A 21,502-nucleotide genomic window follows, 5' to 3' on the forward strand; every position below is an offset into this window, starting at 1 on the left:
GCAGGAGTGGGAGGGCGAAACGACTGTGTCGCTGCATGGGCATTTCAATCCTTGCGAAGATTCGAGGGACTGAAGGGCTGCGGACGGTGTTCGGCACGCGGGCGCTGGCAATCGCAGCCTACTTCATGCCGGGTTCACATGAAGTGAACGAGGGGCCGACTCCGGGCCACCTGTGCACCCAGCGTGCCCCGCCTGCTCCCACGAAGAGGAGTCACTCGAGAATGCAGGGGTGTGCACGCCCATGTATGCCCAATGACGCACGTGTATAGGGGGCTGCACAGCTGGCCCTCCGCACCACACGCGGGTCCTTGGCGGGGTCGTGATGTCTGTGATGCCTTCTGTCGCGATCAGGTCGGGCTCGCGAGCCGGCGCGAACCGCTGAGGCGGTACGCCGGCTCGGGGGGTCGCAGCGAGCCGCCTACGGGTGGGGCTGGGACGTCGGAGCAGGGGCGGCGGGCTTGTTCTCCGCGCCTTCGATCTTCAACTGCTCGAGGGCGTCTTCCTTCACCTCGATCTTCGCCTGGGCCTTCAGTCCGTCGATGAAGCCCTCCATCGCCTTGGAGCGGCGCTCGCCCGTCAGGCGCGCCTCGATGCGCGGCTTCGCCTGCTCGAAGGTCTGGTTCATCCCGACCTGCCGGCTCTGGAACTTCACCAGGTGGAATCCTTTGTCGGTCTCCACGACCTGGCCAATCTCAGACGACGACTTCAGACCGAACGCCGCATCCGCCAGCGCGGCGCCCCAGGCCTGGGTCAGCTCCTCCCGGCTGCGGAAGCCCAGGTCGCCCCCGGCGGCCTTGGTGGCGGAATCCTGGGACTGCTGTGTGGCCGCCATTTCGAAGGCGCTCTTGATGGGGCCGGCTTCCTTTGTCTTCAGGTCCGCGAGCAGCTTCACCACGGTGGTGCGCGCCTGCGTGCGCTTCGCGGCGTCAGCCGGCGGCGCCTCCAGGAAGATGTGGCTCACCCGGACGCGCTCGGGCTTCACGAACTCGGAGGTGTGCTCGTCGAAGTACTTGCGCAGCTCCGGCTCGGAAATCGTCCCGGCGGCGGCCTCCTGCTGCTTTCGCAGCAGCTTCTGCACCATCACCTTCTCCAGCGTCGCCTTGATCTCCGGGTCCTTTTCCAGCCCCTGCTTGCGAGCTTCCTGCACCAGCAGCTCGAAGCGGATGAGGTTGTCCAGGAACTCCTTCTTCTTCTCCAGTGTGGCGTAGCGGCTGCGCACGAACAGTGGCTGCTCGTCCAGCTTCGCCTTCACCTCCTGGGTCGACAGGGAGCGGCCATTGACGACCGCGACCGCGGGGCCCGTGTCCTTGGCGCTCTGTTCCGCTGGGGGGGCGCTGCCACCGCCACAGGCGGAGAGGGCGAGGACGGCGACGATGGCGGACAGGACTCGGGTTCGGACGGAGGGCGTGTGCATGGGCGGACTCGGCCAGCGTATATCCAACAGGGCGGGAGGTGCGAACCCCGTTGTTCCGAGTGAGCATCCAAGCGCGCCCATGCCCTGAAGGCCCCGTGTGCCAGCCAGGCGCGGCTCTCCCTGGTGTGATGACGGCCACCCCGGTGGAACGTCCTGCCCGCAGTCACGGCTCCTTGGGTTGTTGTGGCGAGCAGGCGCGAGCAAATGCCCGCTCGGGGGTCCACTGGCAGGGGCTCAGGAACCCACCCAGACTGACCACCAGACTCACGATGCCCAGGGCAATCCAGAGGAGGAGGACGCGTTGGGTCGCGAGGCGTGACAACGGCAGGGGGATGAACATCCGGGGTCCTCTCCTCTCGCGAACAGGGTGTGTCCGGTAGGAGAGCAGGGTGGAGGGAGTCACCCGGGCAGGTCCATCCCAGGAATCTGGGGTCTTCGAGGGGGAGGCCGGTCAGTGCGTGGGGCCGGGGAGAACTCAAGGAGACACGGAACGTGCGGGCGGCCCTGGGCGTCTTGTGGGGGCTCGGGCGAGACTCCTCGCCCATCCCCTCCGTCTGGAGAATTGAATGGGACTCGCCGAACGCAAGGCCGCGAAGCAGTTCGAGGAGACGCACTACCCGAAGATAAAGAAGGACCTCGAGGCCGCCGCGCGCTTCGAGGTGCCCATCGAGGTCGACTGGGCCAGTCTCACGGCGGAGGGTTATGCGGACCTCTACGCGGAGGCGTGGCCCCAGGTTTACTTCAGGCCGCTCATCGGTGCGTTGGCGGCCCTGGGCCAGGACGACCTGGGCCGGGAGTTCCTGCGAGGCGCGCTCAAGCGCATCGTCATCCGCAATTCGTCGAGCAACTCCTCGTCGTCCAGCATCGCCACGTTTCAGGACGGGGTGCTCACGTTGGACCACGAGCCCGTCACGAATGTGGACCAGGTGGAGGACCGCAAGGAGTCCATCCGGAGGACAATAGAGGCCGCCCCGGAGCTGCCGAACCCGTACACGGGTGACTCCCTGCGTGCCTTTCTGGATGCGGATGCCAAGGGGCTGGACGCCGTGCTCCAGGTGTTGCTGCGCATCAGCGGGCGGCAGCGTTCGGGGATTCCCCTGCTGCTGCCCCGCGCGACGTTGTCCCTGCGCAGTGGCCGCGCCGTCACTGGCATCGTCCGAGAGATGCTGGAGGACCGTCGCGAGGGCCGCGCCATCCTGCTCCTCATCCCCCGCGAGAGCGGCTACCCCCAAGAGGACGCGGTCATCATCCCCGTGGGCACCATCGAGACCGTCACGGTCCACGATGTCGCGTCGTTCGGTGAGCTGAAGCGCGATGCCGTGCCTGTTCCTTCACTGCTCGAGCTTCGTCGTCAGCTCGGCGCGCTGGAATCACGCTTTCGAGCCGTCACGGAGTCACCGCTGACGCTGGCGCTGGCCCCGGGAGTCAATCCCGCGAGCGCCGAGGAGCTGCGCGCGCTCGGCTTCCTCGTGGCGCGTGTACATGAGGTGCTGGAGTCCCTCCAGAAGGACGATATCGGCCGCACCGCGCTGAGGGAGAAGGTGAAGCGCATCCAGTTGCGTACGGACCTTCACGCCGCCGTCACCGTCTCGAGTGGGACGCTGGAACTGGTGGCGGGCCTGCGTCCCGTGAGCTGGCAGACGCGCGAAGAGCTGGAGCAGACGCTCCAGGCCGCGCTGTAGCGCCCACGTCACGAGCGATGCTTCCGCCTCCCCATCGCGGACCCCGCTGTAGGGCCCCGCGCATGGGTGAGGCAATTGCCGCGGAGTGAGAGTCCCCTGGGGCGGTAACGCGGAGTTTCCGTCCTGGGCATGCCGTTAATTGGACGGCGTTGCGAGCTGACCGGCCCGAGGAGGTCACGACACGCGCCCTCGCACCGTCACGCCTGGGCAATCCTGCGCGTATCGAGGAGGAAATGCGCAAGCCTGACACGGTGCTGCGGGCGATTGAGTCATCTGGCCCAACGTCTCGCCATGGGCGGTGCTCTGTCACCTCACTAGCGCATGTAATGCTTGTTTATCTGAATTTGTTTCTTTGCCATGATTTCAGGGTCCTCATCCCATCTCTGTCGATGACATCCCGCGTCGGCGGTTCGAAGAGACTGTGGCCTGGGTTTGATCGGCTTCCCAGAGCAGGCAGCCTCGGGCTCTTCACCTGACGTACGACCCGAAAGCTCTCCTGGATGGAGGCTGACAGCCGGCAGTCGTTGCTGCTGCCAATGAGTGCAGTGGCAACTAAAAAGTGCCCTTGAATCCAGTATTCAACATGGCGCATGGTGAGCGCCTCGAAGTGCAGATCACCCGGTTTGACGCGCAGAGGGGGAGTAATCCTCAAATGAAGATTGGGAGCGGAAGCGCCGCGCTGGTCGCGTGGGTGCTCTGGTGTGGCTGCACGAAGCCCGCGCCGGAGACCCCGGCTGGGGTGGCGTCCTCGGATGGCGGCCGGGTGGTAGGTCGCTATGACGGTGGGGTCATCACGGAGGCGGAGCTCATCGAGGAGTCCGCCAGGCTGCCATCACCCTTGAGAGAGCAGTTCGAACGACCCGCCGGCCAGCGCGAGTTCGTGCGGTCAATGATTGACAAACGCCTGTTGGCCCAGGAGGGCCTGGCTCGAGGACTCCACCAGCAGGCGGATATCCAGAAACAGGTCCGGGCACTGGAGGAGCGGCTGGTCATCCAGGAGTTGCTTGCCGCCGAGGAGAAGGCGTCAGGGCGGCCTGGCGAGGCCGATCTGCGCGAGTACTACGAGCAGCATCGGGCGGATTTCACTCAGCCGGAGCGCTTGCGACTCTCGCGGGTGCACGTCTCCGTTCAAACAGGGGCGACGGCGGCGCAGCGGGCGCAGGCGAAGCAGCGGGCGGAGCGGCTGGCGCAGCGGCTCAAGGCAGGAGAGGCCCTGGCGCAGGTGGCGGCGGAGGGGGATGGGTCGGAGCGCGGGCAGGGGGGAGAGCTTGGCTGGGTGGCGCGTGGAGACCTTCCGGACCGCGAACTGGAAGCGGCGGCCTTTGGGTTGAAGAAGGCCGGAGACACGAGTGGAGTCGTGGCTGAGGCACGCGGGTATTCGGTGCTGCGGTTGCTGGAGCGCAAGGATTCGAGGGTCCCCGCGTTCGAAGAGGTGCGGGCGGAAGTGGAAGGCCGCGCGCTACCGCAGTGGAAGAGGAAGGTCCTCGAAAGTTTGCTGGCCCGGCTGCGTGAAACGGGCTCGGTGGGAATCGACGTACCGGGAACGCCCTGAGGGCGGAGTCGGGAGGGGTCGTGCAACTCAGTGGCTTGAATGGCGCGTGCGCCGTGGCTGGAGTCGTGTGCTCGAGGGGCGGCGCTGTTCCAGGGGAGGCGCTTGGACAACGCCCGGGCGCGCGGCTCATTCCCGTGCTGCTCCTCGTGGTGGCACTGCCACTCGTCGCATGTCGCGATGAAGGCGTGGTGGCCGAGGTTGGGAAGCGGAAGGTGCTGAAAGAGGACGTCACGGCCTTCATCGCGGCGCGCAGCTCGCGGGAGCGGCCGACATCCATTGAGGCACTGGACGTGTTGGTGGGGCGGAGCCTGCTCGCGGAGGAAGCCCGTCGCGCGGGGCTGGACCAGCATCCGGCGGTCCAGTCACGGCTGAGGGCAGCCGAGCGCGAGCTGTTGGCCCAAGCGCTCCTGGACCAGCGACTGGCGGAGGCGACCTCGGGCGCGAAGTTGCGCGAGCGCTACGATGCGTCTCGCGAGGCTCTGGGTCGGCGCGAGGTCCATGTCCGGCAGATCCTGATCCGTCTCTCCCCTGGCGCCGATGATCAGACGCGGGCCCAGGCGCAGTCACGCATGAACGCGCTGTTCGCGCGGCTGATGGGTGGCGAGCCGTTCGAGAAGGTCGCGCGCGAGGGCTCGGAGGAGCCGATCAGCGCGGCGCGTGGTGGTGACCTGGGGCCGGTGCTGGAAGGGCAGGTCGACGACGTGTTCTTCACGGAATCCGCGCGGCTCACCAAGGGGGAGCGCTCGCGTCCGTTCGCGACGCCCTACGGCTTGCATCTGGTGGAGGCGGTGGATGGGGTGAAGACCGTGGTGCCGACCTTCGAGGAGGCGCGCGGGAAGTTGGAGGCAGAGGCTCGTCGCGAGGCACAGGCGGGGGTGATGAAGGTGCTGCGTGAGCAGATCCCCGTGAAGACCTACCCGGAGCGGCTCGAGACGGGGGCATCCGTTGGTGGTGGGGCAGGACAGCAGGACCCGGGGTCGCATCCATGAGTCGTCAGAGGAGTGTGCTCCCTTGAGTCGCTGTCCCGAATGGCGTCGCTCCCTCAGGGGGTTGGTCGTGGATGCAACTGGATGTCGAGGGGTTGAGGGATGCGGAGGGGAGTCATGAGAATCTGGCTGAGACAGCTCCTCGCGCTCATGGTGGTCGCGACCCTCGCGGGTTGTCGGACGAAGTCGGAACCGCAAGAGCAGGCATCGAAGGCTCCGGGTGCGTCGCTGGGCGCGTCACGCGCGCGGCTCCCCGTGGAGGACCTCGCGCCTGCCTGCAATGGCGTGTTGCCCGAGACGGTCAATACGGCCTGGCGGCTGGGAGGGCTTTCGGTGGCTGGAGGCGCCACGCTCACCGAGACCTTCGCAGCCTCGAATGACGCGGACGCGCTCCTCGTCATCCAGAACGGCGATGGGCGGGGGGCGGGCGAGGCTCAGTCCGCGACCGTATCGCTCAATGGTGTGGCGGCGGGAGGACTCTCCACCGGCCAGAGGTTGAGCGTCTCCCGCGTCACGCTCTCCGCGACCAATCAGCTTTCTGTCGAGGCGCAGGGGACTGGGCGGGTTCGTGTCTCCGTCGCGGAACTCGGCACGCTTCCCTGCGTGATGGCCGATACGGGCTATCTCCAGCCGGGGCACTCGCCGGCTCCCGCGGCGTTCGACTTCGAGCCCAAGGGAGAGGGCACCCTTGGCGTGCTGCTGGTGGACATGATGGGAGCGACCCCCGATGCCCAGGTCCTCCTGAACGGGGTCGATGTCCTGTTGGGAGTCGCTTCGGCGCAGCGCCGTGCCTATGCCACGGCCATTCCGCTGAATGCCACCAACCACCTGGAAGTCCTGGTGCAGGGGGGAGCGGATTCAAACGTGCGTGTCGCGATCTTCGACGCGGACACACTGCCCACCAGCCTTTCCATCACCGAGCCGGAGGCCGGCTCCTACTTCACCAGCTCCCCGATTGTTGTCGCGGGCAAGTACGGGCGGGACGGGAAGTCGCTGACGATCAACGGCGTCCCGGCCTGGCTCGTGGGGTCCGACGGCTTCAACTCGCAAGTGCCGCTCGTGGATGGAGTGAACTCTGTCACTGCGGTCATGGCGGACTCTTGCGGCAACGTCTCCCGGATGTGTCGAGCCGTCGTGCTGGATCTCAATGCTCCGGTCATCACGGTCAGTGGAGTGTCCGAAGGTGATGTGACCCAAGGTCCGGTCACCGTGGGATGGGGTGCCGTGAGTCCCTACGTGGTCACCACCGTGGCGACGCTCAACGGCACCCCCATCCAGAACAACACGACGGTGTCGGCGGAAGGTGAGTACGACCTGCTCGTTACCGCCGAGGATCCCGAAGGCCGGGTGGCGATGAAGCGGGTTCGCTTCACCCTCTTGCTGAGAGCGCCGCTCATCGAGGTGACGGGCGTCTCCGAAGGGGAGTTCGCGCCGGGCTGGGTGACGCCGTCCATCCAGGTCACCAGCCCCTATCTCGAGGTGCTCAACATCACAGTGAATGGCGTGGGACACGAGAACAACACGCCCGTCACCCAGGAGGGGACACACACGCTCTACATCGTGGCCAAGGACCGCGCTGGCAACTATGGCCTCGCCTCGGTGACCTTCACCATCGACTGGACCTATCCGGTGGTGACGTTGTCGGGCGTCGTCGATGGCGCCTTCGTCAACGCGCCTGTCGTGGTGAGCTACACGGCCACGGACAGCCACATGGCTCCGGATGGAGTCGAAGCCCTTCTGGACGGTCAGCCCTATCTCGGCGGAGACACCATCTCCGCCGAGGGGATTCACACCGTGAAGGTCGTCGCGCGAGACAAGGCGAACAACCGCACCACTTCGAGTGTGTCCTTTACCCTGGACTCCACGCCGCCGCTTCTCACGGTCTCAGGAGTTCCGGAAGAGAGCCCGGTGGCCCAGGTTGTCACGCCCACTTTCAGCGCGACCGACACGAATCCAGGGGGCTTGAGTGCGACGCTGAACGGCGTGCCGTTCGTTTCAGGCACGGAGGTCGCCGACGATGGCTCCTACCTGCTGGAAGTCCAGGCGGAGGACCGTGCTGGAAACACGACGAGCACGGTCAAGCACTTCGTCATCGATCGTACGCCGCCTCTTGTCTCCGTGACGGGTGTCCAGGAGGGGGAGTTGCGCAGGACTCCGACGACGATCTCCTGGACGGTGGAGGATGCGCATCCCGGGACGGTCAGCGCCACGTTGGGCGGGGCACCGTTCACGAGCGGGAGCACGGTCTCCGCCGAAGGGGCGCATCTTCTCGTCATCACGGCCACGGACAGCGTCGGAAATGTCCGTGAAGAGCGGCGACACTTCACCATTGATGTGACGGCCGCGGACGTGACCATTCGCAAGCCCATGGCCGGCCTCGTGACACGTGAGGCCCAGGTGGAGGTGGAGGTCGAGGTGGTGGATGCCAACCCGGTCGACCATGTGGAGGTGGGTGGGGAGCTGTTGAGCAAGGGCGCCGACGGTCGGTGGCGGCGAGGGGTCTCCGTCCTCGAAGGTTCAAACCTGCTTGTCGTCACGGTCGTGGACGCGGCGGGGAACACCTCCACGCGAAGTGTGTCGGTCGTGCGGGATTCCACGAGCCCGGTGCTGACCGTGGTGGAGCCCGAAGACGGGGCCCGCATCCCAGGTCTCACCGTGACAGTGCGGGGCGTCGTCACGGATGCGACAACCGTGGCTCTCACGCTGAATGGGACTCCGGCGGTTTTGGGCGCCGATGGCGCGTTCAGCATCGAGCGAACGCTGGTTCCGGGGGCGACTTCGCTGGAACTCCGCGCGAAAGATGCGGCTGGCAACGAAACCGTACGGACATTGAATGTCCGGGCGAACGCGACGCAACCGACGCTGACACTCAGTGAGCCGCAGGACGGCCTCGTGACGGAGGCCAGCTCTGTGATGGTGCGTGGCACCGCCTTGTCGGCGGACAGCTCGGACTCCGTCACGGTGACAGTCGATGGTGTTCTCGTGGACGTCGATGCCTCGGGGCATTTCTCGCGAGCCATCACCCTGGCCGTGGGGGAGACCCACGCCATTGCAGTGGTGGCCCGCGACGGCTACGGCCTGACGAGGGAAGTCTCGCGAACCATCCGTCGGACGCAGGACGTCGACGGGGGCATGCCAGACGGTGGCGCGGAGCAGGACGGAGGTACTCCGTCCCAGGATGCGGGCACCCCCACTCCGGACGCTGGGGCTCCTTCACAAGACGCGGGTACGCCCCCGCGGGACGCGGGCTCATCGGATGGGAGTGACGCGGGGACCGGATCGACTCCGGATGCTGGAGCAAACGAGGGGCCAGCCCCGGTGCTGGTGGTGGAGGCGCCGCTGGAAGGTGGTGTGTATGGCGGCGCCCACTTCGTCGTCAGCGGACGCATCGAGGGTGGAACGCTTCCGTTGAGAGTCACTGTGCATGGCGTGAACATGGCGGTGAACGGTCGTGAGTTCACGGGCGCGCTGTCGCTCGCGGAAGGGGAATACTCTCTCCAGTTCCGGGTGACGGATGCGCGAGGACGGACGCACGCTCAGACGCGGGCCGTGGTGGTCGACCACAGCCCACCGCAACTCACGCTCACACCGCCGACTCCGCCGCAGAGCTGGGATCGCATTTCACAATCGCCCTACCTGTTGACGGGGACCGTGGGAGATCTCCACCTGTCGGAAGTGCAGGTGGATGGAGTTCCAGCGCGGGTGGTCGCGGGCACGTTCAGTGCTTACGTGACTCTGCCTCCCCAGGAGCCCACTCAGGTAGTCGTCATGGCCCGCGACGTGGCGGGCAATCGCACCCAACGGACCGTCACGCTCACGCTGCGTGGCAGTGCCCCCCAGGTCACCATCCTCGAGCCCTTGGATGGCTTCGAAGCCACGAAGCCCGAGGTGACGGTCCGTGTACGCGTCATCAGCGCCGCCCCATTGCGGAGTCTTCGGATTGGCACGGAGTCGATCGAGGTATCTCCGGCGCGAGAGGAGTACACCGCGAAGGCCCACTTGAGTCTGGGTGGAAACGTCATTCGCGTCATCGCGGAGGACGCGCAGGTCTCCGAGGGGGATCCGGGAGGCATGGTGGGCGCGGACAGTGTCACCGTGCGTTACCGCGATGCGAATCAGGAGCCTCTCGCCGTAACGGGTGTCTCGCCACGGGCCGGTGAGCAAGGCGTGGAGCCGGACTCTCTGGTGAGTGTGTCCTTCAACAAGCCGATCCGGAGCACTGCGCTGGCGGACCGCTTCACGGTCAAGGTGACCGGCGAGGGAGCGGCGCTGCCTGGTGGCTACTCGGTGGCTCCTGGTGGGCAGACAGTGTCCTTCATCGCGAGGGATCCGCTGCCGGAGGGGGCTCGTCTGACGGTGCTGGTGAAGGACCTCGAGGCGGTGACAGCTCCGGGAATGGGCGGTGGGGAGTTCTCCAGTGAGTTCACGGTGCGCCGGCCCCTGACACGGGTACGCGGGTACGTGGTGGACTCGGACTACAGGCCGTTGCCGGGAGTGAAGGTGTCGGTGGATGGCTCGGCGCTTTCAACCGTGAGTGGGCCGGATGGGAACTGGACGCTCTTCACGCCGCGCGGCGGCGAAATGGTGCTTCGCTATGAGGGGGGCCTGACGTCCGAGGGACAGGCGTTCCCCACGGTGCGCCGTCGCCTGTTCGTCAACGCGGAAGGTGACACGTTGGATGCGCCGCTGGCGCTCACGGCCGTGGATACGGCATCCGCCCAGGGGGTGGATGCGCTGCGCCGCATGGAGTTGGACTTCGCCGGGCGTCACCCGGGCTTGCGCGTCGATGTGCAGGCGGATGGCCTCTTCTTCGAGGATGGGACGACGCACGGGCTCGTCACCGCGACGGAGATTCAACCCTATGCGCTGCCTCTGCCCATGGAAGGGCGCGCGGGGCTCGGCGCGCTGTGGCAGGTGGGCCCGGCGGGCCTGCGACTCCAGAAGTCGGTCTCCGTGACATTCCCCAATCGCTCAAATCTGCCCGCGGGTCGGTTGGTGATGGTCCTTGGGCATGACCCTCAGCGCCACCAACTCAAGCGCGTGGGCTTCGCACGGGTGAGTTCGGATGAGACCGTGCTGTCGCCCGTGAGTCCCCTGGGGCTCACGTCGCTGGAGTTCCTGGGCTACGTGCCGCTGGATGAGACCCAACATGCGGCGGTTGCCACGGCATTGGGGCTGGGAACCAGTGACGGAGGGGCGGGGGCGCCGACGGATGGGGGAAGCGGGCTTCAGGGTTTGCGCCAGCGCGTTCGCCCGTCGCCTTCATCGGAGCCGCTGTGGAGGAAGTTCCTGTCGAACTTCGCGGTGACGGAGGCGCACGCCCAGTTGGGTGGCGGGCTGACGCAGGCCGCATACAATGCCTTCGACACTCTCGCGCGGCAAGCCGTGCCGGGAGCCGTGACGGGCTCTGTGCGTGCGCCGCTGGAGCGACAGCTCGAACTGGATGTGAGCAAGCCGATCATCCCCAAGCAGGGCATGCCCGCGGTGGAACGGATCGTCACGTTGCCCTATACGCTGGCGCTCGATTTCCGGTCCCGCTTCGTGTCGGCGGATCCGTACGACGTGGCGAATCCCGAGACGGTTCTCGTGAAGCTGATGGCGGAGGGGCCTCACGGCCCTCTGCCGGAGCCAGCTCCTGGGGCCTGGCAGTCGCAGGGGGTGGGTGAGGCCGCGGTGGTGCAGGACCTGGCCCTCCCCGAAGGCAGGACGGAGCTGACCCTGTCCGCGCTGTCGAAGTCCACGCATCGCTTCCTGAAGCTCGAGGCGGAGCTGGTTCCGGAGCCAGGAGACGGTGGTCCTACTCGGGCGAAGCTGCGGATTCGCACGGTGCAGGACACCTTCAGCGAGCTGGGAGACGAAGCCGTCCACAGCCCGATTCGCTTCAAGAACCTTCGGGTGACAGTGACCGGCCCTGGAGGGGGCTCGGTCGGGATGACAGGAGCGTCGGGCGGGTATGGCATCCCCGTGACGGGGCTGACGGGCGGGGAGATGGGAATTGCCTGCACCGAGGTGCCCACGGGCCCCAGGCTCGTGGAGCGGGTGGGGGAGGATGGCGTGGTCCACTACACGCCCACGCTCAACCAGTTCCCCATCTGCTCCCAGACCTTCCAGGTGAGCCCCGGGAGCACCACGCGCGCGGACATCCAGGTGGATGTACGGATGCTCCATGGCGCGCTGACCTTCGTGAATCGGCGAGGTGAGCCACTCGCGCTGAACTGTGAAGAGGACGTTCACAGCGAGAAGGCGCAGACTCCGGGGGAGTTCGCGGATATCGCGCTGCGAGACGTGAAGTCGACGGAGGTGCACTTCTTCCGGGAGGACGACCTGGAGCACCCCATCGCCACGTTCGCGGCGGGGACGCCCAATGGCACCGTGTGCTCTCAGGGGACGTATCAACTGGGAGATCCGCACGGGTATTACACGCGAGTGCGGACGGGCCCCGCGGCACGAATCCGTCAGGTGGCGCGCGAGCGGTGTCGAGAGTTGGAGCGGGAGCGGGGGGCGTCCGACGGTGGCGGCCTGAGTGACGCGGACCAGGGTTATTACGATGGGAACTGCCGCGACAACCGGACGAATCACCTTCGGCTGAGCCCGGGGGATCGCCTGGTGGTCTTCGCGGTGAATCACGCAACGGGCTACTCGGGGATGACGCGCGTCACGGTGCCTGCCGTGAATCGAGCTGAGCGCACCTCGACGGGCGCATGCCAGGCGGACGACGACGCGGGTGGGCCGCTCCAGGTGACGGAGCTCGGCGAGACGATGACGCTGTCGCGGTGCACCCAGGCGGAGCTGGGGATTCCCGCGGACCTCCAGCTGTTTCCTCCGGAGCTCGACATCCGCGTCTCCCGGCGCATGACGCCAGAGGGCGTTCAGGTCGCGGCGCGGCCCAGTCTCGTCCGCCATGGAGGGGCAGGGACGACCAAGGACGATTTCCTCCAACTCGACACACACTGGCGCGTCCGACAGCTGCCAGAAGTGGCGCTCGACGGAGGCGTTGGCGGTGACGCCGGGACCCCCTCTCAGGGGGATGGGGGCGCGGACGAGGCGTCGTGTCTGGCCGTGGGCTTTCTGCCGGATGGTGGCATTTGCGAGCCGGGGAGGCTGAAGGACCTGGGAGTGCCAGGAGAGGAGCTGGAGCAGTTTTGCTCCGAGCTGCCGGCGTCTTCGCCCCAGCGTCTGCTCGGTCGGTGTGACACGGGGACGCCTCGTGTGGTGGATGTCCCTCCTGGCGTGCCGTCGCTGGCCGGTCGGGTGGTGAGGGTGACGGGGACGGCCGAGGAGCAGCCGGTGGTGGTGACGTTCCCTGTGCGTCCGGGTCGCCACACGGCGTCCGTCCAGACTCCGCTGACGTATGTGGACGGGCAGGGGGCGCTGGCGACCCTGGGCGCTCTGCCCATGGCGAACTACTACCTGCACGTCGTCGGGCATCCGATGCTCGAGCGGGACCGGAACGATGACGGCTTCCTCCAGTTCGACGAGGTGAATGCACCACCGCCGAATTTCTGTGAGCCGGGGGAGTGCACGAACAGGGACGGTGAGCCGGAGGCGCCCGGCGATACCGGAGCGAATCCGGAGTCACTGCCCAAGTGGGCGCTGGGCCTGAAGAACGTCTACCGGCACCGCGAGGTGAATGGCTCGGCGCTGGAGCGGTACGACCGTGCGCGTGAGCATGAGTTCCGCGTGTTGGAACTAGGCGCCGCCACGGTCATCGCCGAGGGTGGCGAGCATGTGAGGCCAGATGGGGGCGTGGGTGGGGTCGACGCGGGGCGCGTGCTCACGGGAACGCGGCCGGAGGCCACGGATGACGATGTGGCCTACCAGTTCCTCCTCAACGGCTTGCAAGAACCGGAGGCAGGGAGAGCGGACACGCTGAGTGGCCAGTACCGCCTGCGCCTGGGGACGGATGACTTCGGCATCGAATGCCCGGTGGAATTCAACCCCGAGCAGAAGACGCTCAGCGGTACCTGCGACGGGGAATACCTCCCGGAGGTGCTGTCGGCGGCGGACATCCTGTACTTCGAGCTGTACCTCAGCGGCAACGCGGACAACGTGCTGTATCGCTTCAACTTCCATGGCATCTCGCCGCGGACGGACTTCGTCACGGCGGGTAGCGAGGACACGCAGGCACGCTCACTGGCGCGGTCGACGCCCGCGACTCCATCACCCGTGGGGGCGACGGAACGCCCCATCTCCGTCAAGGCCATGGCTCAGTTCGCCATTGAGCCGGATGTGCTGACGGAAGGAACGATTCGTCTCTGCGAAGGGACGGAGTGCAACAAGGACACCCTGCTCAAGGCAGCTGAGCTGAGGTACGTCCGTGATGAGACGACTGGGAATGGGCAGTACCAGGTGGTGCGATATCTCGATGAGGCAGACGCGGATATTGCCCAGCCTCTCATCATCCAGCCGAAGCCCGGTGCGAATGGCGCGGGACGCTTCGCGCTGCCGCTCGCGAATCACCTGGGACGCATGGAGAATATGGGCGCCCAAGGGCGCGAAGTGTTCCTGACCATCGAGCCGAAGGCGGGCCCTTCGGGGCCGGTCAGGCCGGTGAAGCAAGTGCTGGGCGAGCCCGTGGGTCGCTATGCCTTCGTGAACGCCAGGGCCGCGGGGCAGACCGTGGTTCAGGGCGTCAACCTCGCGGGAGGTCATCTCAGCGTCACGCATGAGGACTTCTCGGTGCCGCAGCTCACGGAGACCGTGTCGTTCTCCCGGACCTTCAACAACCAGAACAACGAGGTGTCGGCGCTGGGCGTGGGGTGGTCGCACAGCTACGAGGGCTTCGTCATGGAGGAAGAACTCGGTCGCTACGTCGTCGTGCTGAATGGCCAGTCGTATGACTTCCCATCCTGTACGACGGTGGACCCGGCGTTCTCCTCGGCGAGCAACTGCAAGACCGACAAGTCCCATGGCGGAAGCCTGACGGTCGACCTGGAGGGGGCGGAGTTCAGGACCGAGACGGGAATGGTGTATCGATTCAAGACCGAGTCGGCCCTGGCCACGGGGATTCCCGACCAGCGGCGATGGGTCCTGACGGAGTTCTCCGATGGGCAGGGGAAGGACTCTCCCAAGCAGGGCTGGACGACGCTGTCTTACGTGCCCGGCTCGGATCTCGTGGCTCGTGTCTCTCGTGCTCCAGGCCATGTCACGCTGGCCTTCGAGTACAAGGACGTCGATGGGAGGGAGTACGCGGAGAAGCTGCGGTTGCTCGCGCGTTCTCGGAGCCTGAAGCTGTTGTCCGCGGTGGGGCTCTACCCGAACTCGAGCATTCCCGCGGGCGCGGGGCAGTCAGTCAACCCGGCATCAGCGGTCCACCGGGTCGAGTTCGAGCATGACTCCTGGGGCAATCTGCTGAAGGCCGTGCGGCGGACGGGCCAGCCTCGTCAGGCCTGGGCGTATGAGTACGCACCAGTCCCCACTACGGCCACCGGGTACACTCGCTGGCGGCTGGTCAATGAGTTGCGCGCGTCCCACTACCGCGTCACCCAGGACACGGTGCCGCCTGGGACAGGAGACCTGGAGTATTTCGACCAGTGGGTTGCCAACTACGAGAGCAAGGGCACGTCAAAGACCTACGAGCACGTCCACCCGGGTGAAATCATCGACTCGGCGGTCAGCACGGGGAGCGGTCCAAGGCCTTACCAGTACGCCTATCCTGGGACGGGACAGCGTCGGGTGAAGCGTCCCGATGGTGTGGACGTGGTGTTCGCGCTGACGGAGTACGGCAGTTCCAAGAGCGTGAAGGTTGGCACTCTTCCCGAGCAGAAGACGCAGTGGCGAGAGGACGGGCAGATCTCGCCGTCGCTCGTGACGCTGTCGAATCAGTCTGAACTCAAATACGACATCGACGCCTCGCATCGATTGCTGTCGCTGGAGCTCCAGAAGGCGCCGCCCATTGCCGAAGGGTTCCGTGGCACGACGGGGGTAGGGACTGGATCAACGCTGGTTCGACAGACGTTCACCCATGCCGTGAACAAGCAGTTCGGTATTCCCGATCAACGCATTACGCCCGCGCAGACGGGAACTCAGTCCGTCATCACCCGAGTCACGGCTGCAGGTGAGATTGAAGGCGTCTCCGTCTTGAACAGTGACGGTACGACTGCACTGAACTCAGGGGTGCGCTCCTTCCGGTCGGATGGTTCGGGTGTCCTGACCTCGGAGACGGATGCGCTCAATCAGCAGATTACCTACGGTGAGCCGAATGACTTGGGGCTCCCGCAGGTCATCACGCTGACCCATCCGCAAGCGGGCGCGCTGGGCCTGGCGACCCTGACCCGGCAGGTGACGTATGACGGTTTTGGCCGGGTGGTGGGGCTGAAGGAGAACGAAACAGGGGCCGAGGAGGCGTGGCAGTACGACAGCCTGGGACGGGTGACGCGGCATTTCATCAAGGCGCAGCCGTCACAGGAATGGACATACACGTATACGCAGGCGAACCGGCGTGTGACGGTTCAGGAGCGGCTCAATGGCTCTGAACCTCTCAGGACCGTGGATACATGGGAGGTGGTTGGAGGCGACGAGGCGAGCCGCGGCGTCTATGTAGAGGACCGCACGCCCTATGGGCCCCCCGGACAGGAGAAGGTGGCGGTCCGGAAGCGCCACATCCAGAACGGTCGGGTGGTGGCGACGACCGACGGAGTGGGAGTGGAGCGCTCCTACGAGTACGACGCGTCCGGGCGACTGACGGGAGTTCACATCGTGGGTGCTGGCACGACCGCTGGGCCTTCGGATGCCTACGAGTCGCGCTACCAGGACTTCGACTCCAACGGGAATGCACGCGCGGTATTGGACCAGAACGGGCTGCTGACGCGGGTGGGTTACGACTTCCTTGGTCGCGCCATGTACTGGGACTACACCGGTGCCGAGACGGTGAGCGGCGAGCGCTCCTCGGAAGAGTGGGGTCGTAACTTCGGTGGTGACGTGCTGTACCGGGCATTTGGGAACAGTGCCTCGAGCCACATCCTCGACATGGTCCCAGATGCACTGGGGCGTGTTCGCGCCACGAAGACCAACCTCTCGGGAAGCGCAATCACGAGCGTCGACTCTTCGGCGGAGTATGACGGCCTTGGGCGGGTGGTACGGCAGCGGGACCTCGTCATGGGGGCGGATGAGTGGTTCGAATACCAAGACGCGCTGGGGCGCCTGACGCGTTACTCCCGGACGATTGAGTCTGGGGAGGGGCCACTTGAACTCGTGGAAGAGCGTCGGTACGAGGATGCGACGCACGCCACGACGGGGCTCCGGAAGGTCTCGGTGACTCGCACCATCGAGATGGCGGAGGGGCCGCCGCGCACCGAGCAGACCGAGGAGTTCCGTGACGTCACGGGCAGGCTGATGGAAGAGGTCCGCACGGTCTCTGGCCTGCGGGCTTCGTGGAAGTACACGTACAACGCTCGAGGGCAGGTGCAGTCCATCATTGCCCCGACAGAAGGTACTGGAACGGAGACCACGACCTTTCAGTACGACTCGGCGGGAAATCTGTACCGCATGAGCGCGCCGGGGGATGCGAACAACCCGGCCGCCGTTACGGAGACTTTCGTGGACGCCGAAGGGCGTGTTGTCCGTCAGAAGGGACCGCACCCCGATGCGGACTGGCAGTACACGTATGATGCGTTCGGGCAACTCAAGACCAAGGAGTTGGTCGCCACGACGGCGAACCCCGTGGGAGCGCTGTGGACGTTTGGCTATGGGCTGACGAACAAGCCTGGGGCTGATGGAACGGTGCCGAACATCGCCGTCGAGGAGACGGACCCGCTCGGATACAAGACGTATCGCTTCTTCAATGCTCGCTATCAGCTCCTCAAGGAGGTCCGGGAGGACAAGCGGGCTGTTGCAGGTGGTGGAACGAGCACGAACGGGAACACTGTCACCACGACCTACGCGTATGTGGGTGACTGGCTCCAGAAACAAATCACGACGGAAAAGACCGATGGTGCGGCCGGTTCGCCGTCTGTGCTGACCGTGGAGCACAAGAAATTCGACGACCGTGGGCGCTCACTGGAGAGCCGTGAACATTGGCAGCGAGGCACTGACTCATACGAGTACGTGACGAAGTCTCCGTGGGCGGGGCGTACCGTCTCTGTCACTCAGACGGGGACCGTCAGCACCTCGCCGACAGTGTTGCTGCCCTCTCGACAGTTTGATTCAGCCACCAACAGCCTTGGGCAGACAGTGTCCCGCTCTCAGGGAGGCCTGACGGACTCATGGGAATATGATGCTGTAGGTCTGATGATGAAGACGCAGCCGGCAGGGCAGCCTGCGACGTCTTATTCATATGACCAGGGACTGCTCGTTGATATTGCCTATGGGACGGGGGGGCTGACCGAACATACCCGGATGGCATATCGACTGGATGGTCGCCTCAAGAGCGTGACTGATCCCGCCAATCGCGTGCGTTCGCTTTCTTATGGCCCGCGCGGTCTGGTGACTCGAGAGGTCTTCGGCAGGGAAGGCGAGTTCGCGGAGACGAAGTACGCCTATGACGCCGGTGGTTTCGTGTCGCGCGTCTGGAAGGACCCCGACAGTACCGCGGACTACTGGCAGTATCAGTACGGCCCACTGGGTGAGTTGGTGAGTGTGACGCCGCCAGGGCTCAGCGCGTTCTCATATGGCTATGATGGGTTGCGGCGACTGACGAGCATCAATCGTCCTCCTGGCGGGGTGCCGTCGGAGTCGTTCGAGTATGACTACCAGGGGCGGTCCACGAGGCGGGTGCGCGGCACCTCGGATTGGACGACGTCGTGGGTGAATGGCGTCGAGCGGGCGACCAGTCCGAGCAATGCAGAAGGGGCGGGCGGTGGAGATCGCGATCTTGTCGAAACACTGAAGGACGGCCGTGGTCGACCGGTCTGGAAGACGTTCAACCCGGGGCCGTCTTCCGCACCTCAGCAAGACATCACGCGCTTGACGTTTGCCTATGACGCGTTTGACGAACTCGTTCAGGCAAATGAAGTGCGGAGCAGCGGGAGTGTTCTGAATAGCTTTCGTTATGACTCGCGTGGGAGACTTGACCAGGTTCGACGTGGGAAAGACTCTGCCTTGGATAAAGAGGACATGGTCGAGTACACGTATGTCCTGGGGGCGGATCTGCTCAAGCGGCGCGTGTCTGGGCTGGCGGCAGATGGCCCTCGTCTTGAGCAGGAGTTTGGGTACGACCTGCTGGGGCGCATCAACTCGGTGCTGACGCGGGATGGAGGCCCGCTGGTTCCAAGTCGCACTGTGGAGTGGGAGCCCGGCGGTGGACAGCTAACTCGGGTTGCAGATGCGGCGCTTGTGGAGCGGTGGTGCTACGATGGCCGTGGGTGGCTGGAATCTGTTCGAACTACCACAGCGATTGCGGATGCTGACTGCAATCAGTCCCCGGCTGATCCAAAGATAGGCTTCCGCTACACGTACGACTCACGAGGGAATAGACTTCGAGAGGACGTTCAGTATCAAGACTCGCAGGAAGCTGCCGTCAATGAGTTCACTGACTATGGTTATGACAAGGCGGATCGACTCACTGGTGTGAGGTATCCAGGAGGAGTTGCCGAACTCTACAGTCTCGCTGCGGATGGTACGCGGCTTGGTCTGCGCCATGTTTTGAACCACTCTGGGTCTTTGGGTGTTGATGGCTATGACCTGGTTTCTCACGCTGAGAAAAGACTTGTTTACTCGTTCGACGGTGCCGGTGGGCTGAAGTCCATCGACGACATGGCGCTTCCGACAGAGGCAAGACGCCATGCGACATATTTCACGGATGGCTCTGGGCGAGTTCGACGAGTTGAGCTGTCCGCCGTTAGCCGGACAGATTACAATTGGGATGCTGGCGACAGGTTGGTTCAAGTCCGGACTCAAGAACTCGGAACGCAGGAGACAGGGACGAACACTACGATTCGACATGGCTACGGATTTGATGGGCTGCGGCGGTCCAAAGATGCCGCGAATGGAGATGCGCGCTATGTGTGGGTTGGGGACGGCTTGGTCGAGGAAGAATCCGTCGGTGGGCCGCGCTTGCATCAGGAGTCTCTCGCAGGGCGAACAATCTCCATAGCCGGAGAACGAGTTTTTCATGATGGACTAGGGAGTGTAACGGGGCGGATCAAGGCAGATGGAACAGATGTATATGTCAGGTTCGATGCGTGGGGGGGGTATCGAGATGGAACGACTCCTGAGCAGTCACAGCCAAGTGTTGGGTATACTGGCCATTCATGGGACCGCGAGACGCGGCTCACATATGCTCAGCAGCGTTGGTATGATTCGTCAGTGGGGAGATTTGTTTCAGAGGACCCCGTCAAGGCTGCGCAGTCGCTCAGTAATCCCATGGGAATGCAGCCGTGGTCGTATGCCGACGGAAATCCAATTAGGTGGACAGATCCTGATGGCAGACGTGCCGGAACAGTAGAGGAAATGCTGGAGATTCGCAGGTGGGAAGAGTCGCTTAGGGTTGTGGAGAAGAGATATAGCGGCCGTTCGCCAATTTTCCAGTTGCTGCAGAAGTTGCCGCCACGCCGTGGTGAGGCCTTGGCAATCGAAGTGCTTCGCGACAACATTGCGGGTCGAAACCAGGCAATTGAGCGAGCGGCGGATGGAGAGAGTGTTCTGTCTGGCTCGTACCTGTTTGGTCAAACAGAGATAGCGGTGTCAAATGGCGTTTCGCTTTCGCTGCCGACCCATCCGCAGTATCTGACGGCCAAAGAGTCATACGCCAGTCGAAAGGGAGCTGATGGGGCTGCTCTCTCGTTCAGTCCCCTCTCGACGGTCTATTATGGTGCTGCAGCGGTATTGGGTGGGACTGAAGAGCAGATTAGTGGTGCTATTCAAGCAGGGGGGCATGCTTGGGAGATTGCTGTTGGTACTCATTCGGCGCTTGGGCATCGACTGGGTGTTGACGGAGTGAGGGCCGATCTGCGCGGAAGCCGGCCGGAGGTGATGCGTGGTTCTGCCCTTGGTTCTCCTGGGTTGGTAGTAAAGGGTATGAGGCCGCCTGCGCCGCAACTGAATGATCGGCCAAGGCTTGAGATAATTAGTACTGGTATCGGAGTTTTGCGAGGACCAAGAGGGGTTCAGCCTGATTGGCCAGGCAAGACGAGTAAATTCGATATCTTGTTTCCTGGAAATAATAAACACATGATGCTGACTGAGTTGCTTGCTGGAGGCGTAGTCTCAATGGCCGTTGAGGCAGGAGATAAATCCCCAATGCGTGGCTCTGTGATGTGGGCCAGAATGTTGGACCACTATGGGGAAAATATCAGGGCCGTTAGCGGAAAGTGGACATTCGGAACCAACTTGGCTCAGTTTAACGAAAGGACAGGTTGTGGGTGGCCGCCGGAAGTGGCGGCACGGCATACCTGGACGGGATGGAAGGCGTCCGAGCTCGGATATCACAACGTCAAGTTTGTTGTTCTGGAGGGGACTCCGGGGAAGTATGTGAATGTTGAGGTTTTGTATTCACCGATGCCGGAGAGTGCCTATGCGCCTCCGATTGCGTTTAGTTGGAGTGGGTGTGAATAAAGAGATTGTCGATGAGATGCGTAGAATGGCTGCTGTCGGTGTGCGGGTTGGGGGGCTTGTTCGATTTGTCTGCGCGTCGGTTGCTCCTGCGGAATGTGGCCGGGTTTATGTTGTTGGGTGTTTTGTGGATGCGTTCGGGTTGAGAATAGCTGAGGCGATGGTGATAGGCGGGTGGTCGTACTTTGAGGGAGGTCATTGGACTGAGGAGGAGATTGAGGCCAGGGTAGGACCGCTTATTGAAAAGAATCGGCCATTTTGGGGTGGAGAGAAGTAGTTATTGCGTTGGTTTTTTGGTATCGGTCGTGTCGTGTCGTGTCGTGTTGTTGGTGTCTGCTTTTGCTTGTGGTCTTGGTTGGGGCGTTTGCGGCGTTTTGAG

The 21,502-nt window shown here is 64.4% G+C and carries 6 protein-coding genes; 4 read left to right on the forward strand and 2 right to left on the reverse strand.

What is annotated here, in order from left to right:
- Window positions 1-418 precede the first annotated feature (418 nt).
- Window positions 419-1,414 carry a peptidyl-prolyl cis-trans isomerase gene (locus HUA74_RS16700; RefSeq protein WP_174455311.1) on the reverse strand — a complete coding sequence of 332 codons (996 nt, stop codon included), beginning with the start codon at window positions 1,412-1,414 and terminating at the stop codon, window positions 419-421.
- A 163-nt stretch (window positions 1,415-1,577) separates the two neighbouring features.
- On the reverse strand, window positions 1,578-1,754 hold the full coding sequence (locus HUA74_RS16705; protein ID WP_174455312.1) for a hypothetical protein: 177 nt from the start codon (window positions 1,752-1,754) through the stop codon (window positions 1,578-1,580).
- A gap of 226 nt (window positions 1,755-1,980) precedes the next feature.
- Here HUA74_RS16705 and HUA74_RS16710 point away from each other — a divergent pair, with 226 nt between their 5' ends.
- The 4 genes from HUA74_RS16710 to HUA74_RS16730 all read left to right on the forward strand — a co-directional run bounded on the left by HUA74_RS16710 (window position 1,981) and on the right by HUA74_RS16730 (window position 21,126).
- Window positions 1,981-3,096: a hypothetical protein gene (locus tag HUA74_RS16710; protein WP_174455313.1), complete on the forward strand. Its 1,116-nt coding sequence runs from the start codon at window positions 1,981-1,983 to the stop codon at window positions 3,094-3,096.
- A gap of 652 nt (window positions 3,097-3,748) precedes the next feature.
- Window positions 3,749-4,648 carry a peptidyl-prolyl cis-trans isomerase gene (locus HUA74_RS16715; protein WP_174455314.1) on the forward strand — a complete coding sequence of 300 codons (900 nt, stop codon included), beginning with the start codon at window positions 3,749-3,751 and terminating at the stop codon, window positions 4,646-4,648.
- Window positions 4,649-4,668: 20 nt separating this feature from the next.
- Window positions 4,669-5,637, forward strand: a complete 969-nt coding sequence (locus tag HUA74_RS46825; RefSeq protein ID WP_174455315.1) for a peptidylprolyl isomerase — start codon at window positions 4,669-4,671, stop codon at window positions 5,635-5,637.
- Window positions 5,638-5,751: 114 nt separating this feature from the next.
- Window positions 5,752-21,126, forward strand: coding sequence for an RHS repeat-associated core domain-containing protein (locus HUA74_RS16730; protein WP_217443478.1), 15,375 nt, complete (start codon window positions 5,752-5,754; stop codon window positions 21,124-21,126).
- Window positions 21,127-21,502 lie beyond the last annotated feature (376 nt).

This window comes from Myxococcus sp. CA051A, from assembly GCF_013336705.1.
Lineage (GTDB): Bacteria > Myxococcota > Myxococcia > Myxococcales > Myxococcaceae > Myxococcus > Myxococcus llanfairpwllgwyngyllgogerychwyrndrobwllllantysiliogogogochensis.

Bases quoted from the DNA above. Each gene is read 5' to 3' on its own strand.
- HUA74_RS16705 (WP_174455312.1), bottom strand. From the start codon at position 1,754: ATGTTCATCCCCCTGCCGTTGTCACGCCTCGCGACCCAACGCGTCCTC.
- HUA74_RS16700 (WP_174455311.1), bottom strand. From the start codon at position 1,414: ATGCACACGCCCTCCGTCCGAACCCGAGTCCTGTCCGCCATCGTCGCC.
- HUA74_RS16730 (WP_217443478.1), top strand. From the start codon at position 5,752: ATGAGAATCTGGCTGAGACAGCTCCTCGCGCTCATGGTGGTCGCGACC.
- HUA74_RS16710 (WP_174455313.1), top strand. From the start codon at position 1,981: ATGGGACTCGCCGAACGCAAGGCCGCGAAGCAGTTCGAGGAGACGCAC.
- HUA74_RS16715 (WP_174455314.1), top strand. From the start codon at position 3,749: ATGAAGATTGGGAGCGGAAGCGCCGCGCTGGTCGCGTGGGTGCTCTGG.